The sequence below is a fragment of the Ignavibacteria bacterium genome (assembly GCA_016873845.1).
Lineage (GTDB): Bacteria > Bacteroidota > Ignavibacteria > Ch128b > Ch128b > JAHJVF01.
The window spans coordinates 1-27,000 of sequence record VGVX01000017.1; the positions used below are offsets into that span (position 1 = coordinate 1).

Sequence of the window (27,000 nt, forward strand, 5' to 3'; positions counted from 1 at the left end):
TTTTGAAAACGTACTGTTATCGACATTCTTCTTCAATATTTCGCCGCTGATATTATTATGAAATAAATTGACGGCTGGATCAATTCTTAACCACGGGATCATAGTTATACTTGAAGAAAGCTCCGCACCAATGGTTCTGGTTTTAGCAATATTATCAAAGGAGATTACGAGCTTTCCTTTATCATCTACAGTCATGGTCTGCGTGAAGGAATCATCTTGAAGTCTCATATAAGTTTGAGCTGACAAGAAAACTCCAGGAATGAATTTTTGAAAATTCAATTCAAATGAATGTGTGTATTCCGGAAGCAGGTCGGGATTACCAACGCTGCTTATATATGAATCGCTGTAATTCGGATAAGGATTTAGCAGCTGCTCTACCGGTCGATTTATTCTTCGTGTATAGCTGAATTGAATCTGATTCCCCTCACCAATTTTTCGAAGGAGATTAAGAGATGGGAAGAAATCGAGTTTTGTGAATTTGTAATCTTTGCTCATTGTGATCTGTTCAAGAACTCTATCAGTGTATTCTGTACGCAAGCCAAGTTGATAATCAAAATCAAACAAATTGTCGGAATAAGTAACAAATGCCGCATAGACATTGTTTCTGAAGTCAAATTGATTAGTAAAGTCCGTCTTTACATCCCACACTAATGTTGTCCAATTAAACACTTTATTGCTGATATCAAATTTTTTAAATGATAAAGTTGATTGTAGCCCGGTTTCGAGTTTACTTTTTGGATTGAAGGTATAGGTATAATTCAATTTGATTCTGCCGTCGTTCCGTTTTGTATCATCTTTGAATTCGCGCATTTTTGGGTTTGGAAGTAAATTCTTAAAACTTGCATCCGATTTGTACTCAGAAGTGTTTTGAGTCCTCGGCATGAAGAGATTTGTATAGGTCGCTTCAAATACTAACTCGTCAACTCCCGGTGTGAACTTGTTATTATAATAGAGTGATGAATTGACATAATTCGCTGTTAAATCATAATTATCATCTACGAAAATGTAATCATCCGCAGCAGTTGAAAGATTGTGTGTGCTGAAATCAAACGATCTTTTCAAATCGACTTTACCGGCTGCAGCATTCAGTGCGATGCCGCTTTGCTGAGAAAAATTATAATCTAATCCTGCACGAATTGCATAATTATTTCGAATTACTAATCCATCAACTGATGTGTTATTCAATATCGTTTCTGTCGGGAGATAAGTTTCTCTCTCAATTTTCTGGTCGATTAAATTAGTCCCTTTTCGATAATCAAATCCGCCGGTTAAAGTATAGTCGCTGTTCTTATAATTAATTGTCGATTCGGTATTGTACTTATCTCTTGAACCGCTTCCAACGTTAAAAATTCCGCTTAAGTTAGATTCAGTCTGTTTTTTAGTAATGATATTAATGATTCCTGCAGAACCTTCCGCGTCATATTTTGCCGATGGATTCGTGATCAGCTCAATGTTATCGATTATATTAGCCGGAATTTGTCTCAATGCATCCGAACCTTGCAGGACACTTGGTCTTCCGTTAACTTGAACTGTGAAATTTGAACTCCCTCGGAGAGTAATATTCCCCTCCTGATCTTGTTGAACAGAAGGCTGTTCTTTCAAAACGTCGAGTGCGGTTCCACTTGTTGCGGATAAACTTTTACTGACATTGATAACTTTCTTGTCGATATGAAATTCTTCAATTGGTTTTTCTCCAACTGCTTTGACCTCACCTAACTCAACAGATGTTGATTTCAATGATATTGTCCCGACCGATACATCTTTGTTTTCATTTGTGATTGCTGCATCTGAAATAATTGCCTTTTCGTATCCAACAAAGGTTACCTGCAAATAATATTTTCCGACAAGAACATTCTCGATAAGAAAATTACCTGCCCGATTTGTTACAGAACCGCCAATAAAAGTTGAGTCTGTGTAATTAAACAAACCAACGTTTGCATTCTCCATCGGTTTGTTATCTTTGGAATCGATTACATTTCCTTTAATCGTTCCTTTTGTTATTGGCTGTGCATACGATTGATGCAGAAAACAAATGAATAAAACAGCTGCGAATAGAATTTTTGCTCTCATCTCTACCTTCATATAAATTATGATTAATTTTTTGATGCTGTATACGACAACTAAAAACCTTAGTTTCAAGATATATTCAACAAAAAGCCCAATCAGTTGCATAACTAATTGGGCAAAAAAAAATATTTCTTGTCACAATTACATCACAGTAGTCAACTATTAACCTCTCAATTTGTCGAGTAGATTATTTAAAGTTTCAGCTTCAGATATGGTTAAACGATAGAACATTTTTTCAGATTCTTTCACACTTCCATCCAATTTCTTAAGCAGTGCCAACCCTTTTTGTGTTATTTTGACATCAACTCTTCTGCGATCTTTATTGCAGATCTCTCTCTCGACGAATCCTTTGGTTTTCAGTCTATCGACAAGCCGTGAAGCATCGGACATTTTATCGAGCATTCTATCTTTTAGGAGATTGATGGTCGCAGGATTTGGATATTGTCCTCTCAAAATTCTCAAAATGTTGTATTGCTGTGGAGTTAGATCATAATCGGTAAAAACTTTGCTTTGATGAGAAATAAGCCAGCCGTGAGTATATAAAATATTCACGGCTAACTTATGATATTCGTTTCGAAACTTCGATTGTTTTATTTCATCTTCGAGTTTCATGATTGCTGCTTAGCTAATTCAACCTTAATAACTAATTCAACTGTTTTACCTACTACTAATCCGCCAGTCTCAATAGCGGCATCCCATTTCAGACCATAATCGAATCTATTCAATTCCCCTTTGACAATAAAACCGGCTTTCGTATTTCCCCAAGGATCCTTGACTGTTCCATTATGCTTCACATCAAGTTCAATTGTTTTTGTGATATTACGAATTGTAATATCACCTGCCAGTTTATATTTTTTATCTTCGATCTTTTTAAATGATTTACTTTTAAAAGTTATTGTCGGATATTTTTCTGCGTTAAAGAAATCGTCTGATTTCAGGTGAGCATCTCTTTTTTCATTATCTGTGGAGATGCTGTTCACATCTGCTGTGAATTCGATTTCAGTATTTTCAAAATCTTCACCCTTTGATGTGATCTTTCCGTCAAACGTTCTGAAAAATCCATCGACTTCAGCTATTACTAAATGTGTTACTGTAAATCCAATTTTCGAATGTGATTTATCGAATGTCCATTCAGTCTGAGCAAAACTTATTGAAAGTAAAGCCACAAGTGAAATGGCGATTAGTTGTAATTTTTTCATTTTATCTACTTTTATATTAATTACTTAGAATTTAATTGATAACAATATATGTTATAACATTTAATGTTGCAACAGATATATTCTTGAAACAGTTCCGAGGTAGTGCGGATTTCGGAATGCGGAATACGGGTAGGAAAATTGATAATGAGCTTTTTAATCGGATCGATTTTGAGTCAACCGATATGCTTACATTCTGGACAAGAAATTGTGAGCGAATCGAGAAGTTGTTACTTCAGCAAAATTCCTTTCACTCGTTTTACTGTATTATTCGCTTTCAGTTCAAATATATAGAGTCCACTTGATAAATTGCTTCCATCAAAAGTTACCGAATGAAGTCCTTCACGCTTGTGTTCATCAACTAAAGTTGCGACCTCCTTGCCTAAAATGTTATAAGCTTTAATTAGAACCTTCCCATCGAATTCATAGGGTACGTAATATTCAAGCTTCGTTTGGTTGTTGAATGGATTGGGAAAGTTTTGTGAAAGATGAAATTTAATTGGTGGATAAAAATCATCTTCAGCATAATCATAAATTCCAAAATACAAACCACACAAATACCATAATTCTGCTTCAATAAGATCATTTGTATCATTATTCCCAAATATCGTATACATTATATCTACCCTCCCAAAATAATGAACCCCAGTATACAGAAATGAAGACATCTGAGTATATTTTTCATTTATATTTTTAGTATTAGTTACGTTTAGAATAGTTTTTGGTGAACCCCATGCACCAGCAAGAAATATATCATATAAGGAATCCAGTTGGCTTGGTATATCACAAAACTTAATCACTCCAAAAGTTCCATTCCACGACGAAGCAAATTTTACTTCATTTAATGTAGTCAGTCCGCCTGGCAAACTAAGTGAAGTTCTATTTACTTTAGCAATCAATTCCCCATTCCAATTTATCTCCTCACCCCATAAATGATAGATTCCAGTATATCCTGAGAGGGACTTATCAAGTGTATCTAAGAACGTTCCAACAAAATGAAGTTTTCCATAATTATCCGTTGCAGCATCAACTTCATAATTCAATGCGTGAACCTTTCCTGATAATGAAGGAATTGTATATGGATTCACCCATGTCCAATTCGTATCCCATGTTGCTCCATCATTAGTTGTCTTCTTGTAACCGAATGAATAAAAATTTTGTCCTGATTTTTTTCCCTGAACCATTATATAGCCAGTCCCATTTTTGTTAATGAAACCTTTCGTTCCATTCCAGGTGTCTTGCTCGAAATCAGAAGTTTTAGAAATTGGGCTCTTAGTCCAAGTTACACCTCTGTTTGTAGACATGAACAGATCCATATTAACAGTATCGGATCCAATAATTTGATAATCAATTTTCGGTGCGACTGTAAAAATATCTCCTTTAGAGTTGATGAACATTTCATCATTTGGATAATATGTACTATCTAAAAAGTGAGTGAAAGTCATGCTTCCAACAGTAGGATCGGAAGAAAATTCTAAATAATGCCAAGTTGTAGTTAGAATTGGGAAACTTGCGATAACACTTTGTGCACCCGGAGTTACATCCTTGGTTGGATTTGATAATGCAATATTCGGATGTCGGCCCAGAGAGCCCGGTAAATTCATCGGACCAACCTCGGGTGTCCAATTGGCTCCATCATCATCGGTCGCCTGATAAACTATTGTGCCGCTGTTCGGATACTTTCTGCTGCCCCGATGTACAACACTGATCAATCCGGAAAATGGATCTGTGAAAATTTGATTTGTATAAGATGCCTGCGTTGAGTAAGCATTCCACATTTTTCCAATTAACACTCCAGTAGGAGGATATTGTGATGGCATCGGATCATGAGGATAGTTTTTGTCCAATTTCAGATCCTCAAATTTTGGACGGGGAGCTTTTTCGTGAACAAGATGAGAAGTCTGTGAATAAAGATTTAGTGACGAGAAGAGAAAAGCGAAAACAAAAATTATTGCTTTCATAAATCACCCAATTTTTTAATAAATACTCAGACTATTTTTCTAAGCAGCACTTGATGAATATATCTAATTCCGAATTAAGCTATGGGTTTTAGGACTTCGAAATTAGAATTTCGAATTTTTCAAATCATCAATGAACAATAATTACTTATAAATTACCGTAAGAAATATAATTAATTTTCTACAATTTGTCTCTAACATTGCTGTAAAATTTTATTTCGACTTTTTTCTGGTGCTTAGCATTTGTTTCAAGATAAAATGAACCTCTAACTAAGCCAGAATGAGTTGGTAAATAGGTCCCCTCAATTGTGGCAACTTCATCTGAGTTAAGCGTGTATTTATCAATCTTTAATTTTAGATTTTTAGTTGAGTTATCGACTTTTAAAATTTTAATCGGACTGCTGGTTCTATTAATTATTTGAACGAATGCATTTTTATCCGAACCAACAACAGCATTGTCGAATACGAGATAAAGCGGAACAACGTCTAATTCGACTGCAATGTTGACTTGAACTTTTAAAATAACCAGCGGCTCTTTCGATCGCCGCTCATGGACGTAAATGTTTTTTTCTTGGTATCCTTGGAAGCTTTCGGAATCAAATTCGGCTGTAACCTTTGCTTTCTGTTTTGGTTTCAAAGTCTTGTTCGAGATTAGTGCAGCCGTGCAGCCGCAGGAAGTTTCCACTTTATCTACTTGAATTGTTTTTGAAGTTAGGTTCTCAATTTCAAATACGTGCTTTACTTTTTGTCCTTTATAAATCGTTCCAAAATGATGTGTATCACCGCCAATAACTTTTACTCTGATCTGTCCAATCCCAATTGCAGAAGTTAAAAGTATGCAAATAATTGTCGCAAAATATTTCATTTATTCGTTCCTACTTTTTGTATGAATATAAATTTTTTATCTTTAATACCAAATTGAGCGATATATGTTTCGAAAATATCTTTAATCGCCAATGAGCCAAGAAAGCAAAGTTATTTGTAAAGAGAAACAGAGGAACATAAATTGAAGAAATTAAAAATCGGTACATGCAGTTGGAAATACGATTCATGGAAAGGAATAATCTATCCAAATGATGCAAAATTCAATTATCTCGAAGAATACTCAAAATACTTTAACACAGTTGAGATTGATCAATGGTTTTGGTCGCTTTTCGATAAGGATAAAATACGTCTGCCGAATCCTAAGGATGTAAATGAATACTACAAGTCAGTGCCGGACAGTTTTCAATTCACGATAAAGCTCCCAAATAGCATAACGCTCACACATTACTACAAGAAATCAAAGTCTGCACCCTTAATTCCAAATGACAATTTTCTTTCAAAAAAACTTTTTGATACGATATTGAAAAAGCTCGAACCGATGAAAGAAAAAATCGGAATTTTAATGTTCCAATTTGAATATTTAAACAAGCAAAAGATGAGTTCTCAGATTGAATTTCAGGATAAATTCTCTTCATTCATTTCGAAATGCTCTGATGAGTTCAATTATGGAATTGAAATCCGCAATCCGAATTACTTAAACCAAACTTATTTTGATTTTTTAAAAGATGATGGATTAGCTCACGTTTTTCTCCAAGGATATTACATGCCAGACATCTTCGAACTATTTCAGAAATTTGAAAAGTCAATCAAGAAGCAGACAGTTATACGTTTGCATGGTCCTGATAGAAAAGGAATTGAAGAGAGAAGCGGTAGCGATTGGAGTAAACGCATCGAACCTAACGAGTCTGAGCTCGAAAAAGTTGTTGAAATGATTCAAACTCTTCAAAAGAAAAAAGTCGATTTATTTGTAAATGTCAACAATCACTTCGAAGGTTCCGCTCCGTTAACTATTAAGAGAATCGAGGAGTTGATGGGAGTTTAGTTATTAGTTATTAGTTATTTGTTAATTGTTTTATGCTTTAGTCAGATGATTGACTTCTGAAATTATGAATATTTCATGAAGTTCTTATCAATATTTGGGTTTTGTTATTTGGAATTTGGATTTTCTACTATTTTAAGCTGAGTATATAATTTTTCAATCAATATTATTTTAGGTAAATTTGAATTGACAATTTTTACGGATTAATGAAGAAAATATCTTCTAAGAGTTTTACGTTCCCTTCAAATAAATCTTGCCTTTGGCAAAACAAATCGAATCTTTTAATTTAGAATTATAATAAAGGAGTTCAGAAAATGTTATTTATATTCTTTTTAATATTATTGATTGCATCCATTGTACTTTATAGTAAAAGCAGAAATTTAGTCGGCAATCCTTTTAGAACTTTTTCACCAATAGCAGTTGGAATATTTGCACTTCTCGCACTTCTGCAATGTTTTACAGTAATTCCAGCGGGAAATGTCGGTGTTGTCGATTTCTTCGGTATGGTTTCCGATAACACGCTTAAAGCTGGAATCAATCCAGTTAATCCATTAGCAAAGGTTGTCAAATTCTCTGTAAAGACCCAAGAACTTAAAGAGGATATGGATGTTCCATCAAAGGAAGGTTTGACTGTAGGACTTGAGATAAGCGCTCTTTTTCATTTAACCCCCGATATGGTTGCTTCAATTTACAAAACAGTTGGTGAGAATTACGCTCAAATAATTCTGGTGCCACAATTCCGCTCAGTTTGTCGCGGCGTAACTGCAAGCTACGATGCAAAAGCACTTTACACCTCAGAACGAGAAACATTGGCACTGCTAATAAGAAAAGAGTTAGCTAACATTGTAGAAGCACGCGGAATATCCATTGAGTCAACTCCCTTACGAAAAGTGGGGCTCCCCTCAGGATTAGCTCAGTCTATTGAAGCTAAACTTCAAGCCGAGCAGGAAAGTCAGCGAATGCAATTTGTTTTAGCAAAAGAAGAACAAGAAGCACAAAGGAAAAGAATTGAGGCAAAAGGAATTGCTGATTTTCAGGATATTGTTGCTCGCGGAATAAGCGAACCCTTGCTGAGATGGAAAGGGATTGAGGCAACTGAGAAACTTGCATCGTCACAGAATGCCAAAGTAGTAGTAATTGGCGCAGGCAAAGACGGGCTGCCGTTAATTTTAGATACAAAATAGGAAAATTCTTTGCGGCACTTTTTTGACAAATACAGTGGAAGATTTCTATTTGTTATCGCTCTGCTTGCATTCGCTGCACTTCTATTGCAGTATGGATTTTACCTCACTCCAGAGATCCACAATCTGATTAGTTATTCTTATGTAATAATTTTTGGATTGTTCATTTATTACCAATTCGGAAAAATATTTTATTCAGAACACAGAATTGAATACATGAAATCGCGTTGGTTTGATTTAATACTCTTGATTTTAATTTTAATTCAAACAGTGATTTTTATTATCATCCCATCTGTATTTACCGATGTTGCTGGTTATTTCCATGTTACAGATTTAAATGTTTTCTACATAATTGTGCTGCAAATTTATATTGTCGTAAGCTTAGCGATAAAAGCAGTAAGATTTGGACACACAATTGCTGAGTTTAAAATTCAACCGGCAAAACTTTTTCTATTCAGTTTTCTTCTTTTAATATTCTTCGGAACTGGATTGTTGATGCTTCCCAAAGCAACCACAACTGGAAACATCTCTTTAGTCGATGCATTGTTTACATCAACAAGCGCCGTTTGCGTGACTGGATTAATTGTTGTTGATACAGCAACATACTTCACTCAATTTGGACAGATTATCATTTTATGCTTATTTCAAATCGGCGGACTTGGCGTAATGACAATAACAACTTTCTTTGCAATTTTCTTTGCCGGCGGACTGGGAATTAAAGAGAGAGTTTTAATCGGCGATATGATAGACGAAGAAAAAATTGGGCAAATCTCAAAAACTTTGATCCAAATAATTTTACTGACTTTCGGATTGGAAGCAATAGGCGCTATAATAATCTTTCAGGGTTTCGAAGGGACATCACTAAGTTTAAATGAACGAATCTTTCACTCAATCTTTCATTCTGTTTCTGCATTTTGTAATGCTGGATTTTCGACTTTTTCAGAGAATCTTTACTCAATTCATACAAGATTTAATTATACGATACTGACTACAGTTTCTTTTCTAATTATCTTCGGAGGGTTCGGCTTCTCTGCATTTCTAAATGTTCTCGAAACTGCGGTCAGCAGATTTAAAAAGAGCAGATTAAGACGTAAGCATCTTACTATTCAATCCAAAATTGTTCTTTTCTCTACTATTGTTTTAATATTTGCTGGAATGTTTTTTTTCGTTGGATTAGAGAATAACAATACATTGAAAGATTTTACCCTAGATCAAAAGTTGTTAGCTGCTTTCTTTCAATCGGTGACCACGCGAACTGCCGGATTTAATTCAATTCCTATCGACAAGATTTTAATTCCGACATCATTGATCTTTATAATGTTGATGTTGATTGGTGCTTCGCCTGGCGGAACAGGCGGCGGATTAAAAACTACAACTGTATTTATATCCATTGTTGCATTTTTTGAATTTGTCCGCGGAAAGAAAAAAGTCGAGATCTTTCATAGAAGTATTCCGGATGAAATCATTCATAGAGTTTTTACTAAAATGGTTTTTTCATTTGTATTTCTTTTTTCAACTTTGATAATTCTTTCGTACATAGAAAAGCACAGCTTGCTGGATTTGATCTTCGAACAAGTTTCTGCCTTCAGTACAGTTGGATTATCAAGAGGAATTACAGGACAATTGACTGATCCGGGAAAAATTATTATTTCATTGATCATGTACATTGGAAGAGTTGGACCATTAACTTTTATGCTGGCACTTACTAGAAAAATCGTTACAGAAAACTACGACTATCCATCAGAAAATATATCAACCATTTAATAATCGGAGATAAAACGTGGCAAAGAAAATCGCAATAATTGGATTAGGAGATTTTGGGATACCATTAGCTACTACACTAACGGAACTTGGCGCTGAAGTTCTAGCAATAGACAGCAACTTCAATGTAATTGAAGAGATTAAGGATAAAGTCACGGTCGCTGTTCGGCTTGACAGCACAGATGAACGAGCGCTCAAAGCACAAGGTATTATTGAGATGGACGCAGTAGTTGTTTCCATCGGCGCCGGGTTTGAAGATGCACTGTTAACAATAATGAATCTAATTCACATGGGAGTTAAAAGAATTATTGCACGTTCAACCTCCCCAGTACATAAAAAGATACTGTCAAAAGTCGGAGTTAAAGAAGTTATTTCACCCGAAGAGGAAATTTCAAAAAAGCTCGCAAGCAACCTTATTCATGAAGATATTCTTGATTACATTCCATTAGGGAGCGGGCACAATATCGTACATTTAAAAACACCGGATGCATTTATCGGTAAGTCAATTCAAGAACTTGATTTAAGAATTAGGTACAATGTCAATCTAATCACAATAAAAAAATTTGTAACCGCAATTGATAAAAAAACCTCTCAAAGTGAAACGGTTGAAAAAATTGCTGGAGTTCCTTCTGCGAGTACAGTTCTTGAGAAAGACGATATTCTAATTCTCTTTGGACGAGATAAAGATATTCAGAAATTGATAGACTAAAAAAAGCTCGAACTGCGATAAAACAATCCGAGCCTTGCAAAAATTACCTAAATGTGGTAATCTACTTCTGCGAAATTCTTAATCTATTCTTGGCTCTTTCCATTGCAAGGAAAGCTCTCTCATAATCTAAATTTGCAGCTTTTTCCTTAATCCTGCTTTTAGCACGCTCTAATGCTTCTTCGGCACGTTTTACGTCTATCAAATCAGATTTCTCAGTTGTCTCTGATAAAACTGTAACAACATTTTCAAGAACAACTGCAAATCCACCGCTCGCTGCAAAATACTCTATAGAATCATCTACGTTTTGAACTTTGATCTGTCCAATTGATAGATTACTCAGAATTGGTGCATGATTATAAAGAACTTGGAAACTTCCAACTTCACCTGGAAGAGTTACAGACTGAACATCTTTTGAGAACACAACTTTGTTTGGAGTGATTATCTCAAGTTTGATATTCTTCGAATCACTCACACTGCAGCCTCTTTGCTTTTTCGACAGCTTCTTCGATCGTTCCTACCATAAAGAAAGCTCCTTCTGGCAAGTGATCATAATCCCCATTAATGATCCCTTTAAAACCTTTGATCGTATCTTCAAGTTTTACATATCGGCCTGGAGTTCCTGTAAATTCTTCTGCCACAAAGAACGGCTGAGAAAGAAACTTCTGAATTTTTCTTGCACGCTGAACTATTATCTTGTCATCGTCAGAAAGTTCATCGATTCCAAGAATATTAATAATGTCCTGCAAATCTTTGTACGACTGAAGAATTTCTTTCACCCTTCGAGCAGTTGTATAATGTTCTTCACCAACAACTCCTGGTTCAAGAATTCTGGACGTTGAATCTAGTGGATCAACTGCAGGATATATTCCAAGTTCTGCAATTTGGCGGCTCAATACTGTGGTTGCATCAAGATGTGAAAATGCCGACGCTGGTGCGGGATCAGTTAGGTCATCAGCTGGAACATAAATCGCTTGAACTGAAGTGATCGAACCTTTCTTCGTTGAAGTAATTCTCTCTTGAAGTTCACCCATTTCCGTCGAAAGTGTTGGTTGGTAACCTACTGCTGATGGCATTCGTCCTAATAGTGCACTTACTTCACTGCCAGCTTGGATGAATCTGAAAATATTGTCGATGAATAAAAGTACATCTTTTCCTTCTTGATCTCTAAAGTACTCTGCCACGGTTAAACCGGTTAATCCAACTCTTTGTCTTGCTCCTGGCGGCTCGTTCATTTGTCCAAAGACCATTGCTGTTTTATCAAGCACTCCAGACCCTTTCATCTCAAGCCAAAGATCGTTTCCTTCTCTAGTTCTTTCACCAACACCGGAGAACACAGAATATCCGCCGTGAAATTTTGCGATGTTGTGAATCAACTCCATTATGACTACAGTTTTACCAACTCCTGCCCCGCCGAATAATCCAGTCTTCCCGCCTTTGGAATACGGCTCAATCAAATCAATGACTTTAATTCCAGTTTCAAGCATTTCCTTAGTCGGATTTAGATCCTTAAATTCTACGGCTTCGCGATGAATAGGAAGTTTTTTATCAGTCTTGATTTCCCCTAAGCCATCAATCGGTTCACCAATTACATTCAATAACCTTCCTAACACTTCGGGTCCAACTGAAACTTCGATTGGCTTACCTGTATCGAATGCATCCATTCCTCTAACTAGTCCATCAGTAGAATCCATAGCTACAGTTCGGACTCTATCTTGTCCTAAATGCTGCTGAACCTCACACACTAATTCCTCATTCTGTCCTTCGATGGTTTGGCGCGGAACTTTCACAGCATTGTAAATTTGCGGAAGTGCTCCGCCAGAAAAATCGATATCTATAACGGGTCCAATAATCTGTACTATCTTACCTTGGTTCATTTAGCATCCTTATGATTAAAATTTTGAGCACAAAAATAAGGATTATAGAAAAGTCTTACAAATTTATTTACGGTTACCCGCTTCAGATACGTATTAGACACCAATCTGTAAAGAACAATAGGATACAATTGCTTTTGTTTTCAAAATCGGATTATAGCGTTTTAGAAGTTAGTAGAAAGCTGTCAATCCAAATAAAAGTTACGAGATTTATGTTGTATACCACGGCGTGTTTGAAAGAACATTACTAGAAGGCGGTACAAGTTCATTTGAGTTTGAACCTAGAGAGAATCTCAAATTTCATTTAGCTCAAAATTATCCAAATCCTTTTTCCGCTTCATCTTCAGACAAGAGCGGATCCACCTCCGGCGGAAATTCAATTACAAATATCAACTTTACTCTTCCACAAAGCATAATGGTTGAATTAATGATTTTTAATTCTTCTGGAGAAAAAGTTCGAACCTTGATAGGAGGTCACCGTGAAGCAGGCACTCACACAATTGGATTTGACGCTTCGGACTTGACTACTGGAGTTTATTATTATAGACTTCAATCAAAAAATTATGATGCGACAAAGAAATTAATTCTATTAAAATAATGCCAACTTATTTCATCAATATCATTTTCTTTGTCTCAATAAATCCTCCAGCTTTTAGTTGATAAAAGTAAATTCCGCTCGTTAAACGTCCGTCAGCTGACGGATCGTTAATGGTTAATCGTACTTCATGATTACCCGGCCATTTTTCTTCATTCACAAGAACTGCAACTTCCCTTCCCAGTAAATCATAAACTTTTAGCGTAACATGACTGACTGCTGAAAGCTGATAGCTAATTACAGTACTCGGATTGAATGGATTTGGATAGTTTTGAGAAAGCCGAAATTGATATGGAATGTTGTTCGACTCATCTAATTTAGTGAGCGGATCACCAAAACGATCGATAGTGATCGTTGAATCATTTCCATACCTTAATTGAAGCCAATCAATAAGAACCTCTGCCGATGCATCTATTGGTGTTATAGTGATAGGCATGAAATAGAATTTTAAAACAATCTCCGAGAAATTTGGAACCGAACCCAAATAAGAAGATTTACTGCTTGAAACCCAACAAAAAAAAGTTGATTCTTTATAAACTGTACTCGCATCAAAGTAGTAAAGTGAGTCTCCCTTTTTCATATAAAAGTGAATCTTTAAATCAAATGGTGCTGACCAATTACCAGATTTGTAAGCATATTTATACATTACATGAGTTGGTTTTACATATTCTCTCTCAAAATTTTTAACCCACTCAATAGTCGCTCCACCATGAGGAAGTGAAACATAGAAAGCTTGTGAATAATTGCCTTCATAGGCCACACCAGAAAGATATGAAGATGTTGCCGCAGGCCCGTTGCCAAAATACCCACGAAAAGACCAACCATTTACAGGTAGTGGGGGAGTTATTTGAGCGTATACAGTCGAAACAATCAGAAATATTAAATAAGAAAGATAAAGGTTTATTGTTTTCATACAACTATTCTCCTAATGATATAATTAAAAAATGTAATTCATAAACTTGTTAAGTTACTTTGAAACAATCATCTTTTTCACCTCTCTGAAGTTGCCCGCTATCAACTCATAAAAATAGACACCGCTTGGCAAATTTTTTGCCTCCCAATTTAATCTATATCTACCAGCAGGCAGAAACCCATCAATCAATACACTTATCTCTTTTCCTAGTGCATTGAATATCTTAATGTTTACATTTCCCATTTGGGGTATATCAAATTGAATTGTCGTTCTAGAATTGAAAGGATTTGGATAGTTCTGAGCTAACTCATATTCAGTCGGTATAACATTGTTATCTTTCTCAACATGAGTAGTTAAAGTGGTGAAATTCCAAACTGCAGACCAAGCACTTGTCCCGCCTGTATTCTTCGCATTTACTCTCCAATAATATTTTGTATTATTCAGCAATGGTCCAACTTGCTTAGATGTAGTAGTTAGTGTAGAATCGTTATACACAACGGAAGTGAACATCGAATCTAATGCGACTTGTAAATGATAGGTGGCTGCACCAGTTGATGCAAACCAGCTTAAAGTTGGAGTAATTGATATGCCAATTGCTCCATTCGTTGGCGATGTCAATGTCGGTACTGATGGTACAGAAATTATCGTTGTAAAATTCCAAGTTGATGAATATAAACCCCACCCTGCTGTATTCTTTGCTCTCACTCTCCAAAAGTATGTTTTATTGTTTTCTAATGATGTGAGTTGCCTTGATGTTGAAGTAATATTAGTATCATCCACAGCTAATGAAGTAAAACTGCTGTCAACCGATAACTGTATATGATATGTCGTTGCTCTACTGACTGCGTTCCATGTCAACGTCAAGGTCGTAGGTTGGTTTATTGAACCATTCGATGGGGATAGGAGTGTAACTTGTCCGGGTACAGCACTGGCGGGGGAAAAAGTGGGATCAAAATCCTGCTGAGAATTATTGGTCAGTCTTGTTCTAACTGAACCATCGGGATTCATAGTCCAAATTTCCATTGAAGTGGTACCGGCTGTCCCCATATATGCTATTCTATCTCCCTCATATGAGTACATCGGCGAGTCCTCATCTTCATTCATTGTATTGGTAAGATTAGCAACATTGGACGTTGGAGGTGTTTGATTAATTGAAAACTTTGCGATGTCCGCTTTACCGCTGGCAATAGGATTGTATTTGCAAATTACAAACTGTCCATCCGGTGATACCCTTGGTAGTTCATAGAAATCTGAAGTATTGGTTAGCTGAATTACGTTTCCCCCGGCGGCAGGAACTTTATAAATTGCCCCTTTCAATTGGTCGGGATTTACTCTTTGAAATACAACCCATTGGCCGTCCGGTGTAAAAAAAGGAGAATCACCAACAACAGGGTTCCCTGCCTGATCATTGATGTACTGTTTATTTGTTCCATCAAGATTCATTGTACACAAAACGAATCCGGAACCCATATAATTTCTAAAGAATGCCAACCTGCTTTCATTCCACGCAAACTTTGGTCCAACACAGGATTCTGATACGTCTGATGTTAAATTTGTAGCATTAGTGCCATCGCTATTCATTATATAAACATCGTTCGTAAAGTTGGGTGATGATCCACTGGTTCTGGAGAATGCAATATATTTTCCGGCGGGGCTGAAGTGTGGATTCATATCCTTTGCATCACTATCCAATAATTTTGTTTGATTGCTGCCATCGGCATCCATAATCCAAATATCCCAATCGGTTGTACTTTGCTGTTTGCAAAATGCAATTTTTCCATAGACAGCAGCTGCAGATGCTGTTCCTGATCCTTGTATTGCAAGTGTGTATGGATTTTCATCCGAGTCATTATTTGGAATACTTATTGTTGCTGTTCTTGTGCCGCTTGCACTTGGATCAAATCTGACTTGAAATGTTGTGTTGCTGCTTGCAGCTATAGTTGATGAAGGATTTACAAGAACAGAGAAGTCAGTGGAATTTGTTCCGGTTAGTTGAACAAGAGGACTTCCTGAGAGTATGAGATTAGCAGTACCAAGATTTTCAATTGCAAAAGTTCTTGTAATGGCACCGCTATCAACTAGCACACTGCTAAAATCAGTGTAATCTAAAGTACTTGGTGTTGCACTGCCATTTATAATAGTTATATTATTTCCTTTAATATTTATTTCCGGTCCCGAAGTTGTAGAAAATGGTGAAAATGTTGGATTGAAATCAGCAACTGAATTACTGGTTAATTGGGTTTTACCTGAACCACCACTATTCATTATCCAGATCTCACACGTATTCAGAGCCGAAGTTGACTGCATCCAAGCAATTTTCGTCCCATCATATGAGTATGCAGGGGCATCATCTACTACAGAGTTATTAGTAAGATTTTCTAGTGCAAGATTGTCAATACGAATCCTAAAAATTTCCGGATTAGTAGTACCCCGTTTAAATAAAACATAATTTCCGTCCGGTGAATATACTGGCATTTCATCAAGGTAATTCCCGTCAGTCAATTCTGTAATTGTCCCATCTGAAATTTTGTATCTTATAATCTTTGATTTCTGATTTGAGATCGCACCAACATATCTCTGAAGAACGATGTACAAACTATCCGGTGAAAAACTGGGCCATTCATCATTTGTGCTTCCAGTTATTAATGCTGTTTTACTTGTACCATCCGCATTCATCAAAAAAATATCACCATTGTCAGGACCTGCGGATACTTTGTAGACAATTTTTATCCCATTCCAGGACCATTTTGGCCTGCCGCATTCGGCTGGAATATCTGATGTCAGATTGACTAAATTGTTTCCATCCGGATCAATTACACAAATATCTGCAGTAGGGGGCAAGGCCTGTGTAAAACGGCTAAAGACGATCTTACTGCCATCACTCCTAAAATGAGGATCACCATCATTCGATGTTGAATTATGTATTCTTGTTTGGTTGCTTCCATTCAAATCCATAGTCCAGATATCCCAATCGTTAGCACTTTCCTCTCTGCTGAAAACAATTTTATCAAAAGTTGGGGTCTGTGAATTCAGTAAAGGAGGGAATGGAAAAAAAAGAATGTTAAGAATAAATAGTACAATATTCCTAAAATAGGGAAAAGAGATTTTCACAGCGACCTCCTATTTATTGTATAACTTAATAGGGGTACAAAAAGCTACGAAAAATTTAGTAATGTAGAAGTGAGAAGATTTTACAGTTTAAAAATGATACTTGCTTTTTGACCTCTTTCAAGAATCCTCAAACAAAAACTATTCAATCTTAGTAATTAATAAAATGCAAATCAAGAATATTCTAAGATTTTTTTGATTATTAAAAATATTTTCATAAGAACTAATCTTAAAGAATTTTGGAAGTGAATTAAAATATTTTCTTCACTCTCAGAGAATCAGTTGGACATCGCAAAGTCTATTTCATCAAAATCATCTTTTTGGTAGAATGAAAATCACCTGCCGTAATTTGATAATAATATACACCGCTTGGTAATCCATCAGCCTTGAAATCGATTACGGTTTTTCCGGGCTGTGCTTCCCCTTCGAAAAGTGTTTTGACATTTTGCCCGAGCGAATTGAATAATGATAAAGAAACGAATTTCTCTGTCGGCATCGTAAAGGTAATTGTCGTTACTGGATTGAAGGGGTTCGGAAAATTTTGATAGAGTTGAATATTGGTTGGTGCAAGATTTTCATCTTTAACACTTACATAAGTTGGCACTACAAAAGTTCCTGTTCCACCGAGGTCGTTATATCTCCTCTTGAATTCCTGCATGAATTGATTCGCAATAAAAATATCTTTAATAATTAGTGTATTCTCATCGTTGTCATTTTCAGCTGCATTGCTCCAATTATGAGAACCCGTAATCACGAAAGGATTCGAACTTGGATATGACGCATCAACGACTCCGTATTTGTGGTGAAGTGTGCCGCCAATATTATGGTCAAACGCTTCAATGTTTGATTTTAAGAATAAATATTGAGAGCCAGAGTCATTAACATTATCGATAATACCTCTTGCAACTGCGCCATTATTTTTTCGTGCAACGATTTCACTTGCCAAATCGCTTCTTGTAAATGAAAGAAGTGCAAAGAAAAGACTTGAGTCGGCAGTTGACAAAGTATTCTTGATTTTGGAATTAGTTTGATCAGATGGGCTGAAGTAAAGTTGCACTTCTCTCCCACCAATTGTGAAGAAGTGAGGCGTATTATCAGATTTTGCTGGACCAAACTTTGCAGCCGATGAGTTGGGTGAATCCGTATTGCTTCCCCACATTTCTTCAAATTCTTTTGTATAAGCTTGAGCGAGTGCATAATCGTTTATCTCCACAACATTATTCAGCCAGCCGCTTTCATCTCCGGAAACATTCCACGAACCAGTCCAAACCCAATCGTTAGTTACATCTGTATCTCTTCCGTCAAAAACGAAAAATTTATTGTGCATGATTCCATTTATATTGGGACGTTTGCTGATTAAAAATCCAGCGTTGATCAAGGACTGCATTGAATTTTGAGTTGTGCGCTTGTCGTAAACAATTCTAACTTTTACACCGCGGTTTTTTGCTGCGATTAGTGCATTCACGATTGTATTTTGATTATAAAAACTATAAAGAGCCATATCAATTGAATACGATGCCGAATTAATTCTTTCCAACAGTTTATCGGTGAAGACAACGTTTCCTTTTGCGGTATTTCCTGGAATCGCTGCTGTTTGGTCGACAGTTGTATTAAAGTAAATATTTATTGCTCCGGTTGATGGATTAGTCGAAGCTGTGGTAACTGACTCTAATGGGCCCTCGCTTGTACCAGCAGTATTAGTTGAATAAACTTTAAAGTAATATTTTGTTAATTGATTTAATCCACTGACTGTAATCGAATGATTTTTTGTTAGTGAAGCATCCTTCAACATTCCCATTTCAAGCGAAGTAGTTAGACCGTACCGCACTTCAGTATCGCCATCGCGTAATGTCTCATAAAAGATTTTGAAGGAAGTTGGAGTTATGTTTGATGCAATAACTGGTAAAATAATCAAAGGTTTATTGTCAGTAACAATATCAGCAATAAATCTTGGGAGAAGCTGATAACTGCTCGCATCGTAAGGTACAGAAGTTTTGTAAGCTCCAAGTGCAGCTATAACATCAAATGCACCGGTTGGGATCGGCTGCCCAACGAGTGTTGTCCCATTTGTAATTCTCAGCAGTGTGGTTCCCGTTCCATCAGCAATCGTATAATTAGTGTTTCCCACCCAATTTCCTGAAGCAGAGACTGTAATGTTATTCACGCGGACAAGCGTTCCTTCGTAAGCTTCATAAGCATTCCAGTTTTGTGCTTTGATTTCAGCAATTGTCAGAAACAGCGGTTCGATTGTTTTTTGCGAATCAAGTCTTGCAAAAGAAGTGGGGTAAAGTTGTGTCAATCCATTGAAATGGGCAAGAGTTCCTGTAACTCTTACCGAATCACCAATCTTCACAGACGCAGAAAAAAGTCCGGCGCCGCGTGCATAAACTGCAATACCTGCATCGTGATCTTGCATATACGACGGGCTGTTGAATTCGTTCGCAACAGATACATTTCCAGTTACGGTAAATACTTTTCCAGTGTCGACTGGAACTCCGCTTGAATTATTGTTGCGTAACGCCGAAATCGGTGTGAACTGTGCATAAGAAACATTAAATAGAATTAAAACAATAGTCATTGAATAAATTATTCTGTGCATTATATATCTCTACTTTCTCTTAGGTAGGAATTAATTAGTATCAGTTGATAAGATAAATCTTAAAATTCGATTATTACCTGAGTCGCAGATGTAAAGTGTTCGATCATGGAACGCTACACCTTTAGGATTCTTAAAAACTGTCGGACCTCCGAATGAATGCTGCTCGGTGCCGAATTGATTAAACTTAAATAAACTATCTTTTTTACTGTCGACAATGAAAATATTGTTCGAGTTATCTACAGTTACATCTGCGGGAGTGTCAAATTTATTTGGTCGAAGAAAATCTACTGGTTCAACACCTGGATCAAACTTGCTTACGTAACCGGCATAATCAGTTGTAATTATAAATCTCAACCACTGGACTTTAAAACTTGTATTGCCAATTTGTGCTGTTACTATTTCTTTATTCTTTCTGTTAAATGAAGTAACTGAACTTAGTTGATTGATTGACAATAATCCGCTCCCATTTGCTTCAAAGTTTGGCAGCCGGCCCATTAAACTGTCTCGATAAGTTCCGTCACCGTTTTTCCATTGTGTAAATTCTAAAATGGCATTGTCGGGATCGATAGGACTTGTATTATCCGGTCCAACTCTCGTTACAAGATACGAATTGTCGAAGAAGACTGTAACGCCCGTATATCTTCTCAAATTCTTTTGAAAGTGGCTGGAGGTTGAAGGGAGTAAGCGTTTCAACGGTGCACTGCCAAGCTGGTTTCCAGACGCAAACATATCAATCTTATACAATGCGCCAAAAACTTTAGATTCACCTCCGATAGTTGTATCGAACTCAGCACAAACTAATAAGTTCAACCTATAATCTTGCGCCAAGGCAACCGGTCGTTTGATCTTTACAGTTCCTAAAATAAGTCCTGCAGTATTCAGCATAACCACACGATCATTATCAGTATCTGCAACATAAATGAAAGGTTCTTTGCCGATTAAAATGTCAGTTGGATTGTTAAATCCTTCCCATACAGGTTTAAGCTGGATGTAAGATGTATCGCTTGGATTTTCAATTTTCTTTCCTGTTGAAAATTCTGTTAAGTCTAATTTATCACCGCAACTCAGAAATATTATACTTAAAATAAATTGTAAAATTAGAATCTTCTTCATCTTCAAATTCCTAACAATATTGAAAATCGATGCGTACTCCCTAATCTGTTAAAGTTCGCGTAGGCATAATCGAAAGACGCTTTGGCGAAAGATATTGGGGCATTAACTCCAGCACCAAATGTGAAATTCTGTTCGTCAACATTTAGCTTATATCCACCCCTAACAAAAAATAAATTCTTGAAATTATATTCCAATCCAATTCCGACATTCTCAGAATTATCATTTGGATGATTAAGTTGAATTGATGTTGTTAAAGTATGATTATCTGTCATAATCGGTTCAACAGCGAATCCAATTCTAAACATAGTCGGCGGAGAAAATGCTTGAAATTCAGAGACTTTAGACCCATCAATCTGGTAAACTTCTCCTTTGGGTGAAATTTGATTCCCGAAATTTGAAACCGCAACTGCAAATCGTGAAGTCCCGAGACCTGTCCAATAATAAGTCCCAAGATCAACCATGAAGCCGTTCATGTAAAGTTTATCCAAAGTTTCATGTATATACTTTACTGTTGCACCGAAGCTAAATTGCTCGGTAAATTTGTGAGCATAACTTAATCCCACTGCAACATCACCGTAGGAAAAATATTCTCCTGTTCCGAATGGCAGAGTTTCTGTTGTCACTTTCATATCGTCCATGTGAAGGGTTGTGAACGAGACACCAACAGCACTCACATCTGAAATTTTATAAACTGCACCGGCAAATTGATGCTTAATGTCAACTACCCAATTTGTATGAGAGAAAAACACTTGATGCTCGTTGAACTGTACTAATCCAGCCGGATTCCAATACAGAGCTGATGCATCATTTGCAATTGCGACGAATGATTCACCGAGCGCTGAAGCTCTACCGCCGACTCCAATCTTTAGGAATTGTGCAGTCGAAATACCTGCACGCTGTCCGCCAAGCACGGGAAGCAATTGCGCATAAAGCGTGCTTATGTAAAATAACAATGATATCATAACAAAAGCTAAAACTCTCATTTATCACCTAAAAATGATATTAAATTCCGCACGAGAAATATTAATTAGATTAACATTCATTCTAATCCGTACCGTCATCGTGATATGATCTTTTTATAATATCGAATATCGAACAAGGAATATCGAATGTCGAAATGAAGTAGTAAAAAATAACACGCCGTAATCGGGTCGAATTTCTATTTTTTCTCATTATTCTTCCTTGCTGTTTCTACGCTTTTTACAAAAATGGAGATAAGTTCATTACATTCAATTAATCCTTTATCAACTATTTCTAACTTTTTTGTCAAAGGTACTTTTTTAATAATTTTCAAAGCAACTAATGTTTCTCTTAATTCTTTCAAAAGAATTTTGAGTTTATGGATAAAATCATTTCTCGATTCAGCACTTTGTGCCTCTCCGTAATGTAAAGCTGGCGACGTTCCCGACCTTACCAACTGCCCAGTGATATGATTACCTTCTCGTGTATTATCAAGGCTTCTACTTATTTCTATTATCAGTACTGCGAAATTGATTAACCTTTCTTCGAGATCAAATTTCTTATTTTTATTTTCGGTCATACTTTATTCTACCAAACTAGTTAATGCGATTATAAACTGAGTATAAACTTCAATGTTCGATGTTCCTTGTTCGTTATTCATTATTCATTCTCCATTTTTCATTATTCATTATCCAACACATTTCCATTAAAACCTTACACTCAATCCAAACTTAATATTTCTCTTCGTCAAAAATCTTGCAGGATTAAACGGATACGGATCGAGCGGAGCCTGATAATCTGGATAATATGGATCATTCCACCCCGGTGGAGTTGGATCGCCTAATTCATAGGCTTTGCCTGTAACTGGATTAATAATCGCAGAATTTTTCATATTCAATAAATTATTTACTTCAATTGTAAAAGCGAGACGAACGCCTCCGATAGAAAAATATTTTTCGAAGTTCATGTCCATCCAGAACCAGTCTTGACCGATACCGCCGTATCTGTTCTTTCGATCTACAAGGTACTCAGGCCGTCCATCTAAATCGTACTTCCCACTGAATACGTAAGGAGTAAATCGTTTACCAGATTGATAAAATGCACGGATGTACAAATTATAATTGTCAAAAATTCCATTGCCAAAACCGAATAATGCTTTGCCTGGTTCCACAAATAAATTCAAATTCAAAGATGCTTGAAAAGGTCTATCCCATACAGTGAACTCTTCTTTAATCGTTTCATCCAAATCACCGCGTAGGACGAGTACTCCTTCATCTGCACTCGAACTTTTTCCAGTCGCAATAGAGTATGCACCTGTGACAGAACCCGTGAACCATCTTCCAATTCGTTTTTTATATTCTACTTCAATGCCTCGGCTTCTTGCATAATCTTGATTAATGTAAGTAATAAAGCTCGCAGTTCCCAATCTTGCACTTTGAATGTATGCTGTGCGAGTTGCAACATAATCGAAAATATCTTTGTAATAAGCTGTTAATGTGAAAACATCATCTGATGAAAATTGATTTCGAATTCCGAGTTCGTAAGCTACAGTTGTTTCTGGATTTAGGTCAGGATTTCCAAATCTTTGAAATGAAGATTTTGCACTTTGAGGACTGAGTTTTGCATATATGAATTGCGGTTTGGGCCACTTGCTGAAATGACCATAGCTAAAGAACAATGTTTGATTATCGGAAATTGGGTGAGATATGCCAAGCCGCGGACTGATACGAGCTTTGAATCTTCTACCAAAGAAAGAATAAGTATTTTCCCTGTAACGTTCTCTGATTTCCTCAGGAATTGTAATTACTTCAGGATCGTTAACGGCATCGTCCACATATTTTCCGGGGAACCAGTAATCAAGCCGTAAACCGAAATTTAAAATCATTCCACTGAAATTTATATTATCCTGGACATAAAGCGCTCCATTTGCTGGAAAAACTTTGTAAACATCATTATTCAAACCCATTTCACCGATCCATGGTTTATAAATATCCACTAATTGCATTTCGCGGAAACTGAAATCGAATCCGGCTTTAAATTTATTTTTTTCATCGAAGTGACTTGTTACATCGCCGCGGATACTGTATTCTTCCACATGATGATCGTGCCACGTGAAAGGATTACCATGATCCCAGAATCCATCGCCTGGAATTACACCAATTGTATCTCGACTGGGATTGTAATATTCAATGGGGAATGTTGTAATGTCTTTCGGTTCTTTGTACTCTTTCCAATCTAAGCCATTCGCATCCGCTCTAAGTTTTGTGAAATAACGCGAAAGTTTTATCTCGTAAAATGTTTTTGCGTTAAGTGTGTGAGTATAAGAAATTATATGATATTGATTGTTATGCGTATAAACATTCGCATTATCTAAATTGTACTGAAACGGATATTGATAACCTGGACTCGGTTCGACGTATTCCAGATTCGTTTGAAGCGATTGCGAATTCTGATTGATATTGACCGATTGATTGAATGAATAGGATAATTTTATCAATGGACTGATTTTATATGTTGCTTTACCGAGCCAGAACCAACTGTTCTCTTGCCGAGGTGCAAATCGGGTTCCGAAAAATGTAGATGAGTTAAGTTGTTTCGCAGTATTTCTGATATATCCTTGAGTTATTCCATCTGAAATTCCCATGTAAAAATTTCCAAACAAACTTACAGAACCGGGAATGTTCAATCCAATCGCTGGCAGGAAAAAACTTGTAATTGGTTCAGGACCGCTCAAGCTTGCTTCAACAATATCAATGTTAAAAGTTGAAAATGAATTTTTATTAAAACCAAGATTATCTCTTTTCCAGCTGAATGACCCTTTATATTCATTCCCACCTTCTCTTGTTCTAACGTTTACAACTCCGGAAGTTGCCTGTCCGTATTCAGCATTGTATCCGCCAGTAATAACTTCAACTTCTTCGATTGATGACGCACTCAATTGAAGTCCAAATCCAGTTCCGGATAATGGATCTTGAATCGAAACACCATCCAATAAAAATGCATTTTCATAAGCGCGTCCACCGCGAATATGAATTGCATTATCAGAATAAACAACACCAGCCTGCTGTGTGACTACATCTTTCACGTTCTCAATAAGAGCGACTTCAATATCTTCTCTCGAAATTAATTTTTTGCTCTGAGTTTCTTCCACATCGAGCATTGGCTTTTCACCTACAACTACAATATCGCGGTCAAGCGTTAAAACAGTTTCTTCTAACTTTACGTTTAAAACTTTCTTCTCACCTTCCGCAATTTTCACTCCTGTGAATTGTACGAGCTTATATCCAATCAATGAAACTTCTATAGTATAGGAACCGGGATTTACATTTCTGATTGTATAATTTCCATTAATATCAGAAGCGGCACCGTAATAAGTTCCTTTAATAATTACATTTACGGCAGGAAGTGTCTCGCTGGTTTTCGCATCAGTTATTTTGCCCGATAAAGTTGCTTTCTCTTGTGCGAATAAAGATGATGAGACGAACAGCAATACTAAAACGAGAGTAAATATTTTTTTCATGGTGTGACTCCAAACTCGTCAATCAAAACTTTTCTTAGAAATTCTTTCGTGTTTGATGGAGCTCCATTGCATCGATGGAGCGGTAAACCAAGAAAGATTCTTCTTGTATCAATATCTTTGAATCCGATTATTGGATTTCCGGTCAATCCTAATGTATAAAGATTTTTTGCACCTGCAGCACTTGGAAAGAATGTTCTAATCCGCGCTACCGGAATTGTAGAGTTATCAATCGATAGCGGAGAATATCCGAGTGCAGTTCCATCTGCAGTAAGATTGATCTTTGTGTTCATTGGAATAATATTAATAGGCGTTGGACTTACGCTGTCAATCGGTAGGAAATCGCTCAGTCCGCGTGTATCGAACGTTTGTGGGAATACCATTGATAAGAGAATTTTTCCGCCTGATTCGGTGTAATTACGAACTGTCAATTGTGCAATTTCCAGTGAAGGATCATTATCAGTGTACCAAATTACAACCTTGAACAACTTAAGCATTTCCGTGAAAGTTGGATTTGTAAATTTTGGCAGCAAGACTCCTGGGGTTGTTGAGGTTTTTCCATACTTGATATCGAGTAAATCATATTTATTTTTGAGAATTCCAGAGTTGATACTGTCCATCGTAGCATTATAAAAACTCGCAGCTTGATCATTCACTCCGTAATCATCAATGATAAGAATATTCCCTTTTTGTTTCTTTACAAACCAAGCTTTACCGGTATCTGGCATTTGGATCATTTTACTGAAAGTACCGGCAATGTCTATTGCTTTAACATAAAAAATATTTTTTTCATCAAGCTTCAGATTCGGCAGCTTTATGGAGTACGGAGTACCAATCGTTGTACCAATGAACACATCGGCAGAAACTGTTGAACTTGAGAATGGAGCTTTCGCACGAATTGTAACGAATCTTGCCGAGCCTGGCAATTCAATAAAGCTCGCTGTGTCATTCAATGCGATAAAAACTTTTTGAACCGTTTCATCACCATCAACATCAGAAATATTCCATGCGAATGAAGCAACAGTAAATGTTGTCTCCGGAACTTGACTGTTCTGTTGAAATGAAACAATCGGCGGAGAGTTTTTTATCGGAAACGTAAGATGTGCAGGAGTTGGATCAATTGCACCGAAGTCGATAAACGGCTCTCCCTCATCCCATTTTCCATTATTATTTGAATCTGTAAATGGCTCGCTTCCATAGTTAATTCCGTTCACTACAACGGTTTGATCGTACTTTTTATTTCCCGCATTATCTACAGCAGCAGCCGAAAAGATATAGGAGGTATCAAGTCCTCTGATGACGAGCGAAAATGTTGAATCGTTTCGCGGTGTGAATCCATAATTTTTTTGATCCCATGAGATCAAATATCCAATTACGAAACCATCAGGATCGTCGCCCCACCAATGGACTTTCAACTTGCTGCTCTGCTGGCTTATAGTCTTTCCCGAATCCGGGTGAAGAAAGATATGAGTTTCAGGCGGTACATTTTGAACCTTTGAACCTGTTATCGATTCGGAACAGGAAATGATCAGAATCGCTGATATCAATACTGGAATGAGTATGTAATATTTTTTCATGTATCTAACAA

The 27,000-nt window shown here is 36.6% G+C and carries 20 protein-coding genes; 5 read left to right on the forward strand and 15 right to left on the reverse strand.

Annotation, left to right across the window (positions count from 1 at the left end):
• From FJ213_05355 to FJ213_05375, 5 genes are all read right to left on the reverse strand, one after another.
• Window positions 1-2,172: hypothetical protein (locus tag FJ213_05355; GenBank protein ID MBM4175587.1), on the reverse strand; the 2,172-nt coding region annotated here is incomplete at its 3' end.
• Window positions 2,173-2,229: 57 nt separating this feature from the next.
• Window positions 2,230-2,679 carry a MarR family transcriptional regulator gene (locus tag FJ213_05360; GenBank protein MBM4175588.1) on the reverse strand — a complete coding sequence of 150 codons (450 nt, stop codon included), beginning with the start codon at window positions 2,677-2,679 and terminating at the stop codon, window positions 2,230-2,232.
• Window positions 2,676-3,266: a polyisoprenoid-binding protein gene (locus tag FJ213_05365; GenBank protein ID MBM4175589.1), complete on the reverse strand. Its 591-nt coding sequence runs from the start codon at window positions 3,264-3,266 to the stop codon at window positions 2,676-2,678. Before FJ213_05365 ends, FJ213_05360 begins: the two co-directional genes overlap by 4 nt.
• A gap of 227 nt (window positions 3,267-3,493) precedes the next feature.
• Entirely contained in the window at window positions 3,494-5,224 is a 1,731-nt protein-coding gene (locus FJ213_05370) for a T9SS type A sorting domain-containing protein (protein MBM4175590.1), read from the reverse strand.
• Window positions 5,225-5,402: 178 nt separating this feature from the next.
• Window positions 5,403-6,086 (reverse strand): DUF1573 domain-containing protein, encoded by a 684-nt coding sequence (locus tag FJ213_05375; GenBank protein MBM4175591.1) that lies wholly within the window; start codon window positions 6,084-6,086, stop codon window positions 5,403-5,405.
• A 141-nt stretch (window positions 6,087-6,227) separates the two neighbouring features.
• On the opposite strand from FJ213_05375, the gene FJ213_05380 reads away from it, so the two are divergent.
• The 4 genes from FJ213_05380 to FJ213_05395 all read left to right on the forward strand — a co-directional run bounded on the left by FJ213_05380 (window position 6,228) and on the right by FJ213_05395 (window position 10,736).
• Window positions 6,228-7,088 carry a DUF72 domain-containing protein gene (locus FJ213_05380; protein ID MBM4175592.1) on the forward strand — a complete coding sequence of 287 codons (861 nt, stop codon included), beginning with the start codon at window positions 6,228-6,230 and terminating at the stop codon, window positions 7,086-7,088.
• Window positions 7,089-7,399: 311 nt separating this feature from the next.
• The gene (locus FJ213_05385; protein ID MBM4175593.1) at window positions 7,400-8,269 is read left to right on the forward strand and encodes a prohibitin family protein; all 870 of its coding nucleotides are present in this window, start codon (window positions 7,400-7,402) and stop codon (window positions 8,267-8,269) included.
• Window positions 8,270-8,278: 9 nt separating this feature from the next.
• Window positions 8,279-10,030: an ATPase gene (locus FJ213_05390; protein ID MBM4175594.1), complete on the forward strand. Its 1,752-nt coding sequence runs from the start codon at window positions 8,279-8,281 to the stop codon at window positions 10,028-10,030.
• A gap of 16 nt (window positions 10,031-10,046) precedes the next feature.
• On the forward strand, window positions 10,047-10,736 hold the full coding sequence (locus FJ213_05395) for a TrkA family potassium uptake protein (GenBank protein ID MBM4175595.1): 690 nt from the start codon (window positions 10,047-10,049) through the stop codon (window positions 10,734-10,736).
• A gap of 61 nt (window positions 10,737-10,797) precedes the next feature.
• Here FJ213_05395 and atpC read toward each other — a convergent pair whose 3' ends face one another.
• Together atpC and atpD are read right to left on the reverse strand one after the other, a co-directional pair.
• The gene (gene atpC, locus FJ213_05400) at window positions 10,798-11,235 is read right to left on the reverse strand and encodes an ATP synthase F1 subunit epsilon (GenBank protein MBM4175596.1); all 438 of its coding nucleotides are present in this window, start codon (window positions 11,233-11,235) and stop codon (window positions 10,798-10,800) included.
• Window positions 11,201-12,610, reverse strand: a complete 1,410-nt coding sequence (atpD, locus tag FJ213_05405; protein ID MBM4175597.1) for a F0F1 ATP synthase subunit beta — start codon at window positions 12,608-12,610, stop codon at window positions 11,201-11,203. The genes atpC and atpD overlap by 35 nt, the downstream gene beginning before the upstream one ends.
• Before the next feature lie 205 nt (window positions 12,611-12,815).
• Between atpD and FJ213_05410 the strand changes: the two genes are divergently transcribed.
• Window positions 12,816-13,205: a T9SS type A sorting domain-containing protein gene (locus tag FJ213_05410; GenBank protein ID MBM4175598.1), complete on the forward strand. Its 390-nt coding sequence runs from the start codon at window positions 12,816-12,818 to the stop codon at window positions 13,203-13,205.
• 7 nt (window positions 13,206-13,212) lie between these two features.
• On the opposite strand, the gene FJ213_05415 is transcribed toward FJ213_05410, so the two are convergent.
• The 8 genes from FJ213_05415 to FJ213_05450 form a co-directional block, all read right to left on the reverse strand.
• Window positions 13,213-14,115 carry a T9SS type A sorting domain-containing protein gene (locus FJ213_05415; protein MBM4175599.1) on the reverse strand — a complete coding sequence of 301 codons (903 nt, stop codon included), beginning with the start codon at window positions 14,113-14,115 and terminating at the stop codon, window positions 13,213-13,215.
• Window positions 14,116-14,169: 54 nt separating this feature from the next.
• A complete protein-coding gene (locus tag FJ213_05420) occupies window positions 14,170-17,226 on the reverse strand; it encodes a choice-of-anchor D domain-containing protein (GenBank protein ID MBM4175600.1) in 3,057 nt (1,018 codons plus the stop codon).
• Between the two features lie 295 nt (window positions 17,227-17,521).
• Window positions 17,522-19,822 carry a T9SS type A sorting domain-containing protein gene (locus tag FJ213_05425; GenBank protein MBM4175601.1) on the reverse strand — a complete coding sequence of 767 codons (2,301 nt, stop codon included), beginning with the start codon at window positions 19,820-19,822 and terminating at the stop codon, window positions 17,522-17,524.
• Between the two features lie 30 nt (window positions 19,823-19,852).
• Window positions 19,853-20,935 (reverse strand): hypothetical protein, encoded by a 1,083-nt coding sequence (locus tag FJ213_05430; GenBank protein ID MBM4175602.1) that lies wholly within the window; start codon window positions 20,933-20,935, stop codon window positions 19,853-19,855.
• 2 nt (window positions 20,936-20,937) lie between these two features.
• On the reverse strand, window positions 20,938-21,918 hold the full coding sequence (locus FJ213_05435) for a UPF0164 family protein (GenBank protein MBM4175603.1): 981 nt from the start codon (window positions 21,916-21,918) through the stop codon (window positions 20,938-20,940).
• A 176-nt stretch (window positions 21,919-22,094) separates the two neighbouring features.
• Window positions 22,095-22,475: a four helix bundle protein gene (locus FJ213_05440; protein MBM4175604.1), complete on the reverse strand. Its 381-nt coding sequence runs from the start codon at window positions 22,473-22,475 to the stop codon at window positions 22,095-22,097.
• A gap of 126 nt (window positions 22,476-22,601) precedes the next feature.
• Complete coding sequence (locus FJ213_05445; GenBank protein ID MBM4175605.1) at window positions 22,602-25,415, reverse strand: TonB-dependent receptor; 2,814 nt, start codon at window positions 25,413-25,415, stop codon at window positions 22,602-22,604.
• Window positions 25,412-26,989, reverse strand: a complete 1,578-nt coding sequence (locus FJ213_05450; GenBank protein MBM4175606.1) for a hypothetical protein — start codon at window positions 26,987-26,989, stop codon at window positions 25,412-25,414. Before FJ213_05450 ends, FJ213_05445 begins: the two co-directional genes overlap by 4 nt.
• Window positions 26,990-27,000 lie beyond the last annotated feature (11 nt).

Bases quoted from the DNA above. Each gene is read 5' to 3' on its own strand.
- FJ213_05445 (MBM4175605.1), bottom strand. From the start codon at position 25,415: ATGAAAAAAATATTTACTCTCGTTTTAGTATTGCTGTTCGTCTCATCA.
- FJ213_05360 (MBM4175588.1), bottom strand. From the start codon at position 2,679: ATGAAACTCGAAGATGAAATAAAACAATCGAAGTTTCGAAACGAATAT.
- FJ213_05425 (MBM4175601.1), bottom strand. From the start codon at position 19,822: ATGCACAGAATAATTTATTCAATGACTATTGTTTTAATTCTATTTAAT.
- FJ213_05430 (MBM4175602.1), bottom strand. From the start codon at position 20,935: ATGAAGAAGATTCTAATTTTACAATTTATTTTAAGTATAATATTTCTG.
- FJ213_05440 (MBM4175604.1), bottom strand. From the start codon at position 22,475: ATGACCGAAAATAAAAATAAGAAATTTGATCTCGAAGAAAGGTTAATC.
- FJ213_05370 (MBM4175590.1), bottom strand. From the start codon at position 5,224: ATGAAAGCAATAATTTTTGTTTTCGCTTTTCTCTTCTCGTCACTAAAT.
- FJ213_05435 (MBM4175603.1), bottom strand. From the start codon at position 21,918: ATGAGAGTTTTAGCTTTTGTTATGATATCATTGTTATTTTACATAAGC.
- FJ213_05415 (MBM4175599.1), bottom strand. From the start codon at position 14,115: ATGAAAACAATAAACCTTTATCTTTCTTATTTAATATTTCTGATTGTT.
- FJ213_05450 (MBM4175606.1), bottom strand. From the start codon at position 26,989: ATGAAAAAATATTACATACTCATTCCAGTATTGATATCAGCGATTCTG.
- FJ213_05365 (MBM4175589.1), bottom strand. From the start codon at position 3,266: ATGAAAAAATTACAACTAATCGCCATTTCACTTGTGGCTTTACTTTCA.
- FJ213_05375 (MBM4175591.1), bottom strand. From the start codon at position 6,086: ATGAAATATTTTGCGACAATTATTTGCATACTTTTAACTTCTGCAATT.
- atpD (MBM4175597.1), bottom strand. From the start codon at position 12,610: ATGAACCAAGGTAAGATAGTACAGATTATTGGACCCGTTATAGATATC.
- FJ213_05385 (MBM4175593.1), top strand. From the start codon at position 7,400: ATGTTATTTATATTCTTTTTAATATTATTGATTGCATCCATTGTACTT.